This is a genomic window from Pseudomonas sp. LBUM1664, from assembly GCF_059695895.1.
In genome coordinates, this window is the sequence record NZ_CP166791.1 from 3,510,982 (window position 1) to 3,525,574 (window position 14,593).

General features: G+C 60.5%; 11 protein-coding genes. 1 reads left to right on the forward strand and 10 read right to left on the reverse strand.

Annotated features, from left to right (window positions below; genetic code table 11):
* Window positions 1–19: 19 nt before the first annotated feature.
* The 7 genes from ACA047_RS16285 to ACA047_RS16315 all read right to left on the reverse strand — a co-directional run bounded on the left by ACA047_RS16285 (window position 20) and on the right by ACA047_RS16315 (window position 9,854).
* Window positions 20–850 carry an ABC transporter permease gene (locus ACA047_RS16285; protein ID WP_497350950.1) on the reverse strand — a complete coding sequence of 277 codons (831 nt, stop codon included), beginning with the start codon at window positions 848–850 and terminating at the stop codon, window positions 20–22.
* Window positions 847–1,764, reverse strand: coding sequence for an ABC transporter ATP-binding protein (locus ACA047_RS16290; protein WP_497350952.1), 918 nt, complete (start codon window positions 1,762–1,764; stop codon window positions 847–849). Before ACA047_RS16290 ends, ACA047_RS16285 begins: the two co-directional genes overlap by 4 nt.
* Window positions 1,761–3,080 (reverse strand): nitrous oxide reductase family maturation protein NosD, encoded by a 1,320-nt coding sequence (locus ACA047_RS16295; RefSeq protein WP_497350954.1) that lies wholly within the window; start codon window positions 3,078–3,080, stop codon window positions 1,761–1,763. Before ACA047_RS16295 ends, ACA047_RS16290 begins: the two co-directional genes overlap by 4 nt.
* A gap of 26 nt (window positions 3,081–3,106) precedes the next feature.
* Complete coding sequence (nosZ, locus tag ACA047_RS16300) at window positions 3,107–5,026, reverse strand: TAT-dependent nitrous-oxide reductase (RefSeq protein ID WP_497350956.1); 1,920 nt, start codon at window positions 5,024–5,026, stop codon at window positions 3,107–3,109.
* A gap of 52 nt (window positions 5,027–5,078) precedes the next feature.
* Entirely contained in the window at window positions 5,079–7,256 is a 2,178-nt protein-coding gene (gene nosR, locus ACA047_RS16305) for a transcriptional regulator NosR (protein ID WP_497350958.1), read from the reverse strand.
* Between the two features lie 181 nt (window positions 7,257–7,437).
* A complete protein-coding gene (locus ACA047_RS16310) occupies window positions 7,438–8,922 on the reverse strand; it encodes a hypothetical protein (RefSeq protein WP_497350960.1) in 1,485 nt (494 codons plus the stop codon).
* Window positions 8,923–9,248: 326 nt separating this feature from the next.
* Window positions 9,249–9,854 (reverse strand): TetR/AcrR family transcriptional regulator, encoded by a 606-nt coding sequence (locus tag ACA047_RS16315; RefSeq protein ID WP_497350962.1) that lies wholly within the window; start codon window positions 9,852–9,854, stop codon window positions 9,249–9,251.
* A gap of 87 nt (window positions 9,855–9,941) precedes the next feature.
* On the opposite strand from ACA047_RS16315, the gene ACA047_RS16320 reads away from it, so the two are divergent.
* Window positions 9,942–10,961 carry a lipocalin-like domain-containing protein gene (locus ACA047_RS16320; protein WP_497350964.1) on the forward strand — a complete coding sequence of 340 codons (1,020 nt, stop codon included), beginning with the start codon at window positions 9,942–9,944 and terminating at the stop codon, window positions 10,959–10,961.
* Window positions 10,962–11,037: 76 nt separating this feature from the next.
* Here ACA047_RS16320 and hemN read toward each other — a convergent pair whose 3' ends face one another.
* From hemN to ACA047_RS16335, 3 genes are all read right to left on the reverse strand, one after another.
* Window positions 11,038–12,426 (reverse strand): oxygen-independent coproporphyrinogen III oxidase, encoded by a 1,389-nt coding sequence (gene hemN / locus ACA047_RS16325; protein ID WP_497350966.1) that lies wholly within the window; start codon window positions 12,424–12,426, stop codon window positions 11,038–11,040.
* Window positions 12,423–13,790, reverse strand: coding sequence for an oxygen-independent coproporphyrinogen III oxidase (locus ACA047_RS16330; RefSeq protein WP_497350968.1), 1,368 nt, complete (start codon window positions 13,788–13,790; stop codon window positions 12,423–12,425). Before ACA047_RS16330 ends, hemN begins: the two co-directional genes overlap by 4 nt.
* A gap of 96 nt (window positions 13,791–13,886) precedes the next feature.
* Window positions 13,887–14,330, reverse strand: a complete 444-nt coding sequence (locus tag ACA047_RS16335) for a CopD family copper resistance protein (protein WP_497350970.1) — start codon at window positions 14,328–14,330, stop codon at window positions 13,887–13,889.
* Window positions 14,331–14,593 lie beyond the last annotated feature (263 nt).

Sequence of the window (14,593 nt, forward strand, 5' to 3'; positions counted from 1 at the left end):
CTTTATCAAGATCAGAAACTCACGGGCACCGGCGATTGAACAACCGATAAGCCAGCCATAACGGCAATACCATCCATAGCCCCAGGCACAGCCAGAGCAAAAACCCCGACACCGGCAGATCGCTGCCCAGCGTCAGCACGGCGGCGCCGCTGGACGCGGAGTCGAACCCCGACAGATTGATCAGCCGATACACATCGGTAGGATTGAACAGCAGCAGCCAGGGCAATAGATCCGGGCTGAACCGGCCCTCGCTCAGCACCAGCAGCGCCAGCAACGCCAGGTCGAACACCAGCACGAAGAAAAACCACACCCCCAACGCCAGTCCCGCGGCGGTGGATTTTTCTGCCGAAAGACTGCTCAGCACATAAGCCAGCCCCAGAAAAACCCAACCCAGCAGCGTGCTGGACAGCATGAAGCGGCCAAAGGCCCAGAGCAGCAGGCTCAGTTCGACATCGTCCACCAACAGGGCGATGGCGAGCATCGCGCAACCGAAGCCGATCAGCGTCGCCAGGGTCAGGATCAGGCCATGGCCGACAAACTTGCCCAGCAGCAACTGGCCGCGCCCCAACGGATAGGTCAGCAACAGCAACAAAGTGCCGCTTTCGTCCTCGCCGACAATCGCGTCATAGGCCAACAGCAAGGCGATCAAGGGCATCAGGAAGGTCGCCAGACTGGACAGGCTCGCCACCGTCGCCGGCACCGAGGTAAAGCCCAGTTGGCCGGACGCTGCCGCGCCGAGCCAGGCAATGCCGATGGACAGCACCGCGAATAACAGACTGATCGCCAACAACCAGCGGTTGCGTAGGCCGTCGCTGAACTCTTTGCGGGCCATGTTCCAGATCGGGTTCATTGGCTGACCTCCTCGGCCGCCGCGCGGACCATGTAATGACGGTACAGATCCTCCAGGGACGGAGGCTTGATCTCGACATCCGTCGGGTTGTCCTGGGCCAGCAACTGGCGCAACAAAGCGAGCTTGCTGCCGTCCGGCGCAGACACTTGCAGCCCTTCGGCGCCCCAGCCCTGGGTGGCATGCCCTTCGCTGCGCCAGCGTTGCTGCAATTGCCCGGCACGGGACAGCCCCGAGGCACGGATCAGGGTCGGTAACCCCGCGTCTTCGCGCAGTCGCGCCAGGCTCCCCAAGGCCAACAGGCGTCCCTGGGTCAGGATCGCAGCGCGGTTGATGTGCGCCTCGACGCCCGGTAACACATGGGAGCAAAGAATGATGCTGGTGCCCTGCCAACGCAGGCGGTCGAGCAGTTGATAGAGATCCTGGGTGGCAATGGGGTCCAGGCCTACGGTCGGTTCATCCAGCAGCAACAGTCGCGGCTGGCCGAGCAACGCCTGCGCCAGGCCCAGGCGTTGGCGCATGCCCTTGGAGTAAGTCCGCACCCGCCGCCGTGCCGCCTCCGCCAACCCTACTTCCTCGATCAAACGCTCTACCTGTGCCGGTTCAGCCCCTTTGAGCCGGGCGAAATGGCGCAAAGTTTCCAGCCCGCTCAACTGCGGGTAAAACATGACGTTCTCCGGCAAGTAACCGAGCATGCGGCGTACGCTCAGGTCGCTGGGTTCTCGGCCGAATACACGCACCTGGCCTTCGCTGGCCCGCAGCAGACCAAGTATCAACTTCATGGTGGTGGTCTTGCCCGCACCGTTATGCCCGAACAGGCCGAGCACTTCGCCCTGGCCCAGGGTCAGATTCAGCCCGTGTAACACAGCGGCATCGCCATAGTGCTGGCTGACGCCTTCGATCTCGACGACGTTCAAGACGCGTCCTCCTGAGCACGGTTGCGTTGCGGGGGATGGGCCGGTGTTTCCATCAGCGGATGGCTGTCCATCACCCCAGGGGATTTCATCACCGGGAACGCCCGCTGCACCCAGCGCAGCAGTTCGATACCCGGACTGTTCATCAGCAGCCGTACCTGGGGGTACAGCCACAGCAGGCGATCGACGTTGTCATTGGGCTCATAGGCCACATCCCCCAACCCGTCGCCGTTGCGATCCCAGCCCAGGTAATCGCTCCAGTAATTGCCGCGCCCATCCACCGACCATTCCTGCAGCCGCGTGGCGACGTATTTGACCTGGCGCTGGTTGTGAACGAAGGCATTGCCGGCGATGCGGTTGTCCTCCGAACCGGCGGTCAGGTGAATGCCCACCGCGCTGCGTTCGAAATGATTGCCTTCGATGCGGTTGAACAATGAGTTGTAAATGAACAGGGCCTTGCCCTCGGCGCCGGCGATCATGGTGTCGCCGGTTGACCCGTCGCGCACGTCGGTGACGAAGTTGTCGCGCAGGGTCGAATAGGTGATGTAGTTCATCAGGATCCCGTAGTTCTGGTCCTGTTCGGAGCGGTTGCCGATCACCGTCAGTTGGCGGCTTTGCATCAGGGCATAACCGGTGCGGGTACGCCGGGTGACGTTGTCCAGCAGGCGGTTATCGTTGGCAAACATGTAATGCACGCCATAGCGCAGGTCCTCCAGGGTGTTGCCCTGGAGCAGATTGCCGCTGGAGGTGTCGATGTAGATGCCGTCACGGGTTTCACGCACGTGGTTGCCGATGACCCGGGCGCCATGCACGGCATACAGATGGATGCCATTGCCGCGGTCCTGGGAGCGCAGGTTCGGGTCACCCTGAATGCGGTTGTCGATCAAACTGACGTCGCGCGTGCCATCGACCCAGATACCAAAGCCCTGGCCCTGCATCCGGTTTGAGCGGACCACGGCGCCCTGAGCCACAGGCTGGATGAACACGGCGGCGTTCATGGCTGTCAGGTCGTGGCCCCAATCCAGGAATGTACAGCCCTGGATCTGAACGTTCGGGGCGCGAATGATCAACGCATTGCCCTCGCCCTGCCCCTGGAATACGGCGTCCGGCGCACACGTGAGGGTCATCGGTTGATCGACGCTGAACGAGCCCCGGTATTGGCCCGCAGGCAGGCGCCACTGGTGCTCGCCCTCGGCCTGCAAAGGTAAATCGGTGATCGGCTGCAGCGCAGCGAACGCTCCGCCCGATAGCAAATAAAGCACCAGCGCAATGACCGGTTGGCGAGCGTGGCCCGTAGGTTGCTGCGTGTTCCCGGTCATTGAAGCTGTCTCCTTGATGAGCCGACTCAGGCCTTTTCCACCAGCATGCGCCCAACCATTTCCATGTGCAGGGCGTGGCAGAACCAGCTGCAGTAGTACCAATGCAAGCCGGCCTTATCGGCGATGAAGGTGATGGATGACGTCTGTTGCGGGCTGATTTCCATGCTGGCGCCATGGTTGGTCATGACGAAGCCATGGGTGACGTCCTCGATCTGGTCGATGTTGGTGATCGTCACCGTCACTTCGTTGCCTTGCTTGACGGTGAACTCCGTCAGGCCGTAGGCCGGCGCCATCGAGGTCATGTACACCCGCACTTTGTTACCGTCGCGGATGACCTTGTTGTCGGTTTCCAGGTTGATGCCGTCCTTCTTGGCCAACTCCACGGTGCCGGCGAAAAAGGGATCGCTGCGACTCCAGATTTTCTGGGTCTTGATCTGGTCCCGCCGCGCGAGGATGCAATCGTGGGGTTCGGCGAAGGCCGGGCCGTCGTGCACCAGCTTCATTTCTTCGCCGGAAATATCGATCAGTTGATCGTTCTCCGGGTGCAGAGGGCCGGTGGGCAGGAAGCGGTCTTTGGAGAACTTGCACAACACCACCAGCCACTTGCCGTCCGCCTCACTGGTTTCAGTCAGGGACGCGTGGTTGTGGCCGGGTTGGTACTGCACGTCGAGTTTCTGCTTGATGTAGTTGACCTTATCGCCCTTGTAGGCGCGGATGGCCTCGTCCATGTTCCACTTCACCACCTGGCTGTCGATGAACAAGGTGGTGTAGGCATTGCCGCGCCCGTCGAAGGTGGTATGCAGCGGTCCCAGGCCCAGTTCTGGCTCGGCGACGATCACTTCGCGGGGGTCTTTGTAGCGGTCGGCGAACAGGTCATCCAGGCGGTCGATGGCAATCATCGAGACGGTGGGCGACAGCTTGCCATTGGCGATGAAATATTTGCCGTCCGGCGAGGTATTGAGGCCGTGTGGGTTCTTCGGCACCGGGATGTAGCGGGTGAATTCGGAGTCCTTGCCATCGGTTTTACGACCGTCGACCACCGGCACCTTGGAGCCGTCCAGGGTGATGAACTTACCGGCCTTGATCGCCGCTTCGATACGCGCAATGTTGAACACCACCACCCAATCGCGCTCGTTGCGCATCATGCCGCCCAGGTCGTAGGCCTTCTCGGAGTTGTAGCAGGTGCTGGCGGCGTACTTGCCGGTGTAGTCGGCGTCGGAGTTATCCAGGTTGCCGTCGACAATCACCTGAAACGCCATTTCCATTTTCTCGGCATCGATGGCGTTGAACATCGTGAAGCTGTTTTTGTCCTGCAGATCGAAGGTGCGACCGTCGTTGGGATGCGGAATCACGAACTCGGCGTTGGCAAATACGTACTTGGTGTACGGCACCTTTTGCAGCCGCAGGCCATGGATCGCCTGTACGTTAGGCACGGTGAGAATCTTGTCGCACTTCATGATGTCCAGGCGAATGCGTGCGACCCGGGAATTGGCCTTGTCGTTGATGAACAGGTATTTGCCGTCGTATTTGCCGTCAGTCATGGAAATGTGTGGGTGATGGCAGTCGCCGTTCTGGTACTTGGCGCTGTCCCCCAGGATGCGCTTGCTTTCGTTGGTCAGGCCCCAACCGGTGGCCGAGTCGACGTTGAACACCGGGATACGCATCAGCTCGCGCATGGACGGCACGCCCAGCACTCTCACCTCGCCCTGGTGGCCGCCACTCCAGAAACCATAGTATTCGTCCAGCTCGCCGGGGCCGACGTGGGTCTTGGATTTGGCCTCCTTGGCCGCCGCAGCCCAGGACTCCCGGGTGAACGTCCCGGCGCCCAACGCCGTGGCGCCGGCCAGCACGGCGCCGGTGACCGCACCGGTGCCGAGAAAACTGCGCCGGCTGACGCCCCTGGGCTCTTGCGCCACGTCAGAAGTTTCGTTTTTTTTGTCGCTCATGCTGTGTGCTCCATGAAGAATGAAACGGTCGAGGGCAGGATGTTCAGGTGCCTCAAGGCGCCGGTGGCGCCGGTGGCACCTGCATCACGGGAATCAGTTGCGGATCTGTCGCGCTCGCCTTGCCACGCTTTTTGCGTTTATTGATCAGCGGCGGGCATTTGTTTTCGTTGTGCCAGGTCATCTGGCAGTCGAGGCAGTAATGGCATTCGTTGGCGTTTATCCGGCCGTCGGGATGGATCGCCTGGATCTCACATTCCTTGGCGCACAGCTGGCAGGGGTTGCCACATTCCTTACGGCGCTTGAGCCAGTCGAACAGGCGCAAGCGGGTCGGCATCGCCAGGGCCGCTCCCAGCGGGCAGATGTAGCGGCAATAGACTTTGCGGGTGAACAGGTTGACCACCAGCAGGCCTGCCGCATACGCCACAAACCACCACTGGCGGTCGAACTTGAGGGTGATGGCGGTCTTGAAGGGTTCTATTTCGGCCAGCCGCTCGGCGCTGGACATCGACTCCAGCGAGACGCCGAACAGCACCAGCAAGATGATGTATTTGATCGCCCACAGGCGCTCGTGGACGGCGAACGGCAGCTCGTATTGCGGCACCTTAAACTTGCGCGCCAGTTCGTTGATCAGCTCCTGCAGCGCGCCGAACGGGCACAGCCAGCCGCAGAACACCCCTCGCCCCCAGAGCAGAATGCTGGCGGCGGTGAACACCCACAGGATGAAAATCAGCGGATCGGTAAGGAACAGTTCCCAGCGAAAACCTTCGAACAACGCGTGGACGAAGGTCAACACATTGACCACCGACAACTGCGCCAGCCCATAGCCGCCGAGAAACACCACGGTGAACACCAGGTAACCCCGGCGCACCCAATGCAACAGCTTCGGCCGTCGGGCCAGCGCATCTTGCAGGAACAGGATGGCCGTGAGCACCAACAGGGCCACCCCAAGCACTGTGATCTCGACGCTTTTCTGGTACCAGAGGGTCAACCACATCGGCCGGCTGGCTTCTTCGGCCGCCGCCAGTTGTTCGGGCGTGGGCAATGGCCGTTCCAGGTATGGCTCGGGCAATTGATAGGCCAGCTCGAAACTGCTGAAAGTGCCGCTGACCGGCCCGGTCTGACGACGCACCAGCAGTTCCAGACTCCAGGGCGAGCCGGGGTCGAAACGGTGGGAGGCACGGATGATGAAAACCGCCATTTCATCGAACGCCGGCATGTCGTCGGCGGCCACGTCATCCAGGCGCTGGAAATCCAGGTCGCGGAAGCTGATGGTGTCGCCGAACTGGCGCAACAGCACTCGATCGAAAATACCGCCGCGCACATAACCCGATCCCTTGAAGGAATAGCGTCCGCTGCCCATCACGGCGATGGCCTGCTCGCCCGGCTTGAGCTCGGCCATCAGCGTGCGGTATGGCCCGTCACCCAGCAGATTGCGGCCGATAGTTGGCGGGTTGAGGTGAGTGACGTACAGGTCGATGAAGGTATCGTCTGCTTGCTCGGCGCTGGCGACTTCGACCTGCTCGGCTTCGGTTCCCTTGAAGGAAGCATCCACCTGGCCTCGGGTCAGGTGCAGGCGCCGTACCGCGCCGTTGCCCGTCAAGGTCTTCCAGTCGGCGGGCTCGTAGACCTCCTCACGCACACGGGCCGGCGCCACGGCCAAACCGGCGTCACCTTTGACCAGGCCCAGGGCCACCGCGACGTCGTGGGCGGCGCGCATGATCACTTCGTTGACCACCATCGCCGTCACGGTGGCCCCGGCGATTGCATCGACCGTCACCGCATTCGGATCGCTGGAATGCCCCACCACCACCCGTTGGTTGACCTTGATGCCGCTGTAGCGCGCACTGAAAGCGTGGAGTTTTTCTTCGGCGATGCCGATCAGCAGAATCGGTTCGTGGTGTTCAAGCACGTAGGCATCGAGGATCACACCGCCAGGATCGAGGATCACTTGGACATTGATCGGCTTGCCTGAGTAGGCCGGAATGTCCACCACGTCCAGGCTTTGGAAGACATAGCCCAGGACCTTGCCGGCGGCGGACAGTGTGCGCACTTTGAAAGGCCCGTTGGGCTCGGAGATCGAGTCGGTCTGACTCAAGACATGGTGGATGCGCTGTTGCTGGATCTGACCGTAGTCCTTGGCCTGGGCAATACCCGCGAACAAAAGCAGCAGAACGGACAGTGCATAGAGCCAGAAGCGGGATGGGTGCAGCATCACAAAGGGAGAGGTCATGGATGCCAGGGCTTAAAGACAGGATCTTGGCGATCATGGTAAAGACCGCCCCCCTCCTCGGCCCTTGATTGAAATCAACTTGGAAAAACTTACCCGGCCTGAAACACCGCAGTGGCTGGTTTAGGGCTGCTGCGCAACCCTGCGGGAGCAAGCGCCCTCGCCACAAAGGCAGTCTGTGTCCTCAGCGCAAACCGTAGGAATAAACGCCCACGTCTTGGTTGTCGTACCAATTGCCTTTGGCCCAGATCACCCGATCCTGCTTCGCTTGAAAACCAACGATGCCCAGGTAACCATCGATGGCGAGGCGTTGCCAGGAGTGGCCCCAATCCTTGGAGTAAAACACCCCATCCGCGGAGATGTTCGCATCCGACCACCAGTAGAGCCACCGCGGTGGATGATGTTCGCTGGTGGTGTTGACCAACAGGCTGTCGTGCCCCACCCAGAAATTCCCGCCGCGCAACCGGGTGTCCGATGCCAACGGGGCGAACACGCTGGGCAGTTCGCTCAGCGTGCGCCAGGTCAGCGCGGCGGTGTCCAGTTCAACGACGACGTCCTGCCCGCGATCGCCCTGGTCGACAAGGCCAATCACCCTTCCGGCGTCGTTCTGCACCAGCTTGCCGACAAACAGGTTGTCGTCACGCTGGACGTCCACGACCTGCCACTGCCCGGCCTTACGCTGCAGACGGGCCCGTGTGGTTACGTTGAAAGCGATGTTGTCGCTAACGCCGTCGGGGTTGCTCCCCCAAAAGCGTTGGGACACCCAGATAAACGCACGCTGTGCATCCAGTTGCAGGACATTCGTCTGGATTTCCCCGTATTCACCTGCGCTTGTGCGCCATTCAGTAATGTCGGGGCGCTTGTCGTGCAGGTACTCGGCAGACACCAGCAACGACTCGGGCGCGAAAATCGGCGTGCTGGTCACACCGCGATCGGCAGAGTAAAAGACCCCGGTGGAAATGGCGCCCGGAGTATCTTCGCCGCTGTCGTCGTCGGCTGCGCTCGGCCGGCCCCAGGCCCAGACTTCATCCACCCCATGGAAATAGGGTGCCAGGTTCCAGGCCAACTGATCGGCTTGGGGAAACCACCCTTTGGCCAACCAGCTCCAGCGCTTGCCTTGATCGTCGCTGCGAAGGACCACGGTCTGGCTGATGCCATCAGCGGTTGGAACTTCGGGCCGGTCCAGGCCCGTGAGCAGGAACACACTGGCCCCGTCCGGACTGGCAACCAGGCAGGCAGCGCCGCTGACATGGGCGAGCAGTTGAAATTGACCCTGGGCGTCCAGGCGGGAAATGAAGGAGGTTTCCTTGTCGTCACGAGGAAGGAAACCGGAAAAGGCGCCAGACTCTTGCGGTTCATCATCCTTGCCCTCAACCGGCTTGCCATAAACCACGGCATCCAGATCCACCACATCGGCAGAAGGTTCCAGCTGTTTGGCGTCGCCCTCCAGGCGCCCTACCAGCCAGGTTCCCTGCGGGGTCGTGACAACGCCCGTGCAATATTGGGTCATCGCCCGCAGCCGGATATCCTTCACGGCGCCAACTGGCTGCTGATCAGGACTGCCGCCACCCCATTCCAGCTTGGCGCTGGTAATCATCCACATGTACCACAGCGCCGCGCCGGCCAGCAGCGCGACAAACAGAGTAGCGAACAGTTTTGATCGAGGCATAAAGGGTCCGTATCCATGGGAAATTGGGAAGCTTTTCTCATCTCTTTGGTTCGGAGTAAATTTTTTTTGCACGAGAACGGATGAACCCGGTCGCATAATTGTCAGCGCTGTGACTCAGGTTCCATTCTCCGGTAGAGCCCGCGAACACAACCTCAAGAACGTCGACGTCGACATCCCCCGCGATGCCTTGGTGGTGTTCATCGGTGGTCGGGGTCGGGCAAATTGCTGAATGTCGATGTAAAGGCCGTGGCGGCATGGGCGTCCCATCGACTCTCACTGGACGCGTCGCGAAACTGAGGTCAGAGCGGTGGCATGATATGCACGTCTCAAACTTTGCGTGCCGAATATGCCCTTAAAAAAGTGCGCACACTCCTTTCCGCAATGAAGGTGAATTCCATCGAATCGTGTGTTTGATCGCCGTAAAGGCAAAGCTCCATCAGCGGGGCGGTGAGCAAGGCTCGGAAGTCCGATGCTGCTTCATCGGCGTCTTCAAATTCCAGACAGCCCTTTTCAGCCTCTTTGCGCAGGTAGTTCGCGAACCGGCGCCACTGGGGAAGGAGTAGACGGTCGCGCATTGCCTGCCCTACGTTCGAGCGGCCGGCTTCGGCGATCAGGATGCGATCCATCGCGATTATGTCCCGATGCGCGCGCAGGGCGATATAGTCTCTGGCAAAGTCGGTCAGGCGCGCTGGAAGGGGATCCGACGACTCCAACTTCTCGAACGCCGCTTCGCCAGGCGCCGTAAGAACATGATTGACCGCAGCGAACAATAGCTCCTCCTTTGAGCTGAAATAGCCATACAGCGTGCCCTTAGACCCTCCTAGCCGCGCGGCGATTGCCGACATCGTCGCCCGCTCATAACCGTCGTTCCGAAAAATCTCCCAGGCCACCATGATGATCGCGTTGCGACGCGCTTCTGTCTTGACTCTCATGCCACCTCTATGCAAGCCTCTCTTAATCGTACACCACAGTACGATTAATGGGCGACTGATCGCTCGAACTCGAAAAAGGTACATATCATGACACGCAAGACCAACGCCGAAAACCTAGGTGTTCCTCTGCTGGTCGATGCCAGCAGGGATCTTCCGGCGAAGCCCGGGAATTTCGGAGATTCCTGGTATGTCATCTGCAATTTCCGCGCTGGCGAGCGTGAAATTGGCTTCGAATGGCATCAGATGGTCCTTGCGCGATCAGGCGGGGAGCTTGTCACCGCCGAATTCCTGCTGATGGACGCCACCCTCGGCATTTGGCTGCCGCACGCCGTCGAAGAACCGGCCAAGGACGAAATCGGCGCCGCTGCGGATCGCTGCCGTGTAACGTCGTCGTTCGGAACGCTGGAGGGAGATTCGACGAGTCTCACTTTGCGGCTCGAGACTGCAGACGGCGCCGTCGATGTGGTTATGCGTCCGCGCGCGCAGACCCTTTACAACGGCACGATCGGCCTTCTCCCCATTCTCGGCAACACCTATCAGTATTCGTGGCCCAATATGGACATTTCGGGTACGATCCGCCTGAAGGATGAGGTCTTCGAAATCTCCGGCGCGACCGCGTGGTTCGACCGCCAATGGTCGGCCCACTCTACGGCGGAAACTGCGCAGACCGCCACCGGCGGAACGATTTCGTCCTTGGCCTGGCTCTGGCTGGGTATGACCCTCGATCCGGACGCCAAATCGGCGATCTCGCTTTGGGACATCACGGATCCGGAAGGCAAGCGCTATGCTTTCGCGACAATCATCGACGAACAGGGCGTGCAGGCCAACCACGTGGCTGACGTAACCTATGAGCGTATCTGGAAGAGCGCGGGCAGCGGCAACAACTATCCTCGCGCCCTCAAGGTCTCCATTCCGACGGCAAACCTCGATCTTTCTTTCGAGACGCTTCTCGACCAGGCGGAGTTTGGTCGCGACGGCGGAGAAGACAGCGCCACCGGATCACAAGCGCCCTGCGCTGTCCGCGGCCGCTACGGGGCCCATGAAGTCAACCGCGTCGTGATCGTCGAGATGATCGGCGACGTATGCGGCGAGGCCGCTACGCGATAAACGCGGGTCACGCTTGCTCGGCTCGCGGCGGCATTCAGCAGAATGCATGCCGTTCCTTCGCCACGGCCTTGTCGAGTCAAACCGTACGCGAATACTGGACTGTCTGATCCGCCCCCAAGTACGCGTCGAAGGCCATGGCCACGCTGCGCATCATTAATTGCCCCTGGGGCAACAGCACCAGCGCGCCGGGGTGGAACTCCAGCAGTCCGTCGTGCACCTGTTCCTGGAGTCGGGTCAGTGCATCGGCAAAGTACTCGGTAAAACGAATACCGTGACCGGCTTCGACTCGATCAAAATCGATCCGCCCATGGCACATCAGTTCGCTGATGACCTCGCGCCGCAACCGATCGTCGTCGCTCAGGCGATAGCCGCGCTGCACCGGCAGCAGGCCTTGATCCAGGCGGGCGTAGTACTGGGAAAGCTCCTTGACGTTCTGGTTGTAGCTGTCGCCGACCTTGCCGATCGAGGACACTCCCAGACCAATCAAATCGCAGTCGGCGTGGGTGGAATAGCCCTGGAAATTGCGCTGCAGCGTGCCCTGGGCACGGGCACGTACCAGTTCATCGTCCGGCAAGGCGAAATGGTCCATGCCGATGTAGACATAACCGGCCTCGGTCAGGCGATTGATGGTCAGCTCGAGCAGCTCCAGCTTGCGCGCAGGCGGTGGCATGTCTTCAGGCCGGATCATCCGTTGCGCCCGTACCCGTTGCGGCAGATGCGCATAACTGTAGGCAGCAATCCGGTCAGGACGCAGGGCGATGATTTTGCTCAAGGTGACATCGAAACTGGCGATGGTTTGCAGCGGCAGGCCATAGATCAAGTCGACGCTAACGGACTTGAAGCGTGCCAGGCGAGCGGCCGCCACCAGCGCGGCGATCTGCGCTTCGCTTTGCACCCGATTGACGGCTAGCTGCACCTGGGCATCGAAATCCTGGACGCCGAAGCTCAGACGATTGAACCCCAGCTGGCGCAAACCCTGGACCTGTTCGGCACCGACGGTGCGGGGGTCGACCTCAATGGAAAACTCATGCTCGTCGCTGTCGTCCATGTCGAACGACTCGTGCAGGCAGGCCATCAATTCGGCCAACTGCTCATGGGTCAAGTAGGTCGGCGTGCCTCCGCCAAGATGCAGTTGGGTCAGTTTGCGCGAGCGGTCGAACAGGGCGGCCTGAAGCGCGATTTCGCGCTTGAGGTACGTCAGGTATTCAGCGGCGCGATGGGTCTTGCGCGTGATGATTTTATTGCATGCGCAGTAATAGCAGAGGCTTTGGCAGAACGGGATATGAATGTACACCGACAACGGCTTGGGCACCGGGGCCTGGTTACTGCGCTGGGCAGCCTGGCGGTATTCATCCATGGCAAACGCCTGGTGAAACTGCGGGGCCGTGGGGTACGAGGTGTAGCGCGGCCCCGGGCGGTCGTATTTTTCCACCAGGGCACGATTGAAAGCGGATGCAGCATTCATGATGGACTCAACTTATCAAAAGGTCTGGCGTCATCCTGGTCTGGATCAAACAGGTTGCAGATCGCATCCACATTCAGAAGCCCGGCCGGCAGGATGCCGATGAAACGGTTCGACAATTCGATCAATCCCTTGTCGTGCAACGCCTCCAGCAGCGGCCAGATGGACGCGAAATACTCGCGAAAAACCAGTCCGAAACGCGCTTCGATGGCCGGGATGTCCAGCTCCAGGTCACAGGAAAGCTGCTCGGTAACGGTCGCCCTGATCTGGTCCTGCGCCTCACAGCGCCAGCCGCGGCACACAGGCAGCTGCCCGGCGTCCAATAGCTGGCAGTACTGAAGCAGGTCATCGGTGTTTTGCACGTACAGATGCTCGATCTGAGTGATGGCCGACAAGCCGAAACCCACGTGATCGCAGCAACCGTGAGGGGTAAAGCCCTGGCAATTGCGGTGCAGGCGTCCATGCTCCTGGGCGACCGCCAGATCATCGTCGGCCCTGACGAACTGCCCCAGGCCGATGTAGTGATAACCCGCGCCGATCAATTGCTCGCAGCAGATCCGACGCATGGCGTCCTTGTCGGCCTGGCTGCAAAAGGCTCCGGTCACCCCGGTATTTTTCGAACGATAGCGATAAGGCGCACGGGCATAGTCGAACACGTGAAACCGGTCCGGCTCCAGTTCGATCAGCGTGGCCAGCTTCAGGGCGAAACTGTGGGGCGTCTGCCAGGCATGGCCGTAGCCGAGGTCAATGTTGATCGAACGAAAGCCAAAGGTCCGCGCCGCATCGATCAGCGAATGAATCGGCGCCGGGTTCTGATAGCAATCGACCGACAAATCGCTGTCGGTACCGATGTCTGGAACGCCGATGCTGACATGGGTGAACCCCTGGTCACGAATCAGCCCCATGGTTGACCAGTCGGTGTGGTGCAGGTCCACCTCGATGCTGTGATCGCCGCTGTCGTATTCGCAAAAGTCGAAGCGCTTGCGCAAGTCGCTCATCAGCCACTGCAAATGAGTAATCACCGGTGTGCCGCCGGTCAGGCAAAACTGCACGACCCGCCGCTCTGCGCCCAAGTGGCAACTGACCAGCCCCATCTCATACGTCAGGCGTTGCAGATACCCCTCGATCTCCCCGCACCGGCAGACGCTGGCAAGGGGCGAACACGACGCCAGTCTCAAACGCGAAGGCAGATGCACCGCCAAAGACAAGGGCCGTCGTTTCTGGCGGCTGCTGCGCAACCCCCGGAGCAGATCGAGGGAGCCGATGCCACCGTGGAATTTTCGCGTGCCGATCGGGCAATCGAAATCAGCCACCGCAGGGGCACGTCCCGAGGGCCGCTCGCCGAGGGTATGAAACAGGTCAAACATGACAATCTCCGAGTGGCAGCGCAGCGACAGTGTCTGACGTAACCCGCCAGACCACCTTGACCTGTATCAAGCGCCTTGAAACCACGCCGCAGCCCCTTACCAGGTCACGTAGAACATGCCCTTGGCCAGCAGCACAATGGCCACCATATGCAGGAACACACTGGTATGGATGATGTGAACGTAACGGGCGTTCATGCGTGCGCTTTTGAACAGCCACATGGCCCAGAGGAAATGCCCGAGCACGCTGCCCGCCAGCAGAATTTTCAGCCCCAGCAGCAAACCGAACGATGACTGCAGCGGCGACGACAGCAGTGGCCAATACCGCAGCCAGACCATGGCACCGCCCGCGCCGAACAACACCAGCAGCACCCAGGGCATCAGCTGTCGGGCACGTCGGCTGATGCCCTGTTCCAGCAGCACCATGACTTTGGCCGGTAATTGTTTGCGGATGCTCTCGAGAAACAGCACCTCGAAAAACACCGTGCCGATGAACACCAGCGCGGCAAACAGGTGCAACGTCAAAAACAGCGGATAACTCATGAGCCCCCTCGGCCGCCCTCTTCACCGGGCGACGGTTTATTCGAGGCTACCGCGTGGGCGGTGCCGGTGGTTTGATGCCAATCAAGAAAGCCACAGGTCCCAATGCCAGCCCGCTCCCACAGGGGGTCATCGCTTACCCCCCAAGAAAGCGTCAACATAACGTTACCATCGCCGATAACCCACACAACCACTGATCGGTTTGTTCGGTTTTTTGACACTTCACCGATGTTCGGTCACAACTTTTTCGCTCCGCAGGGTCATAA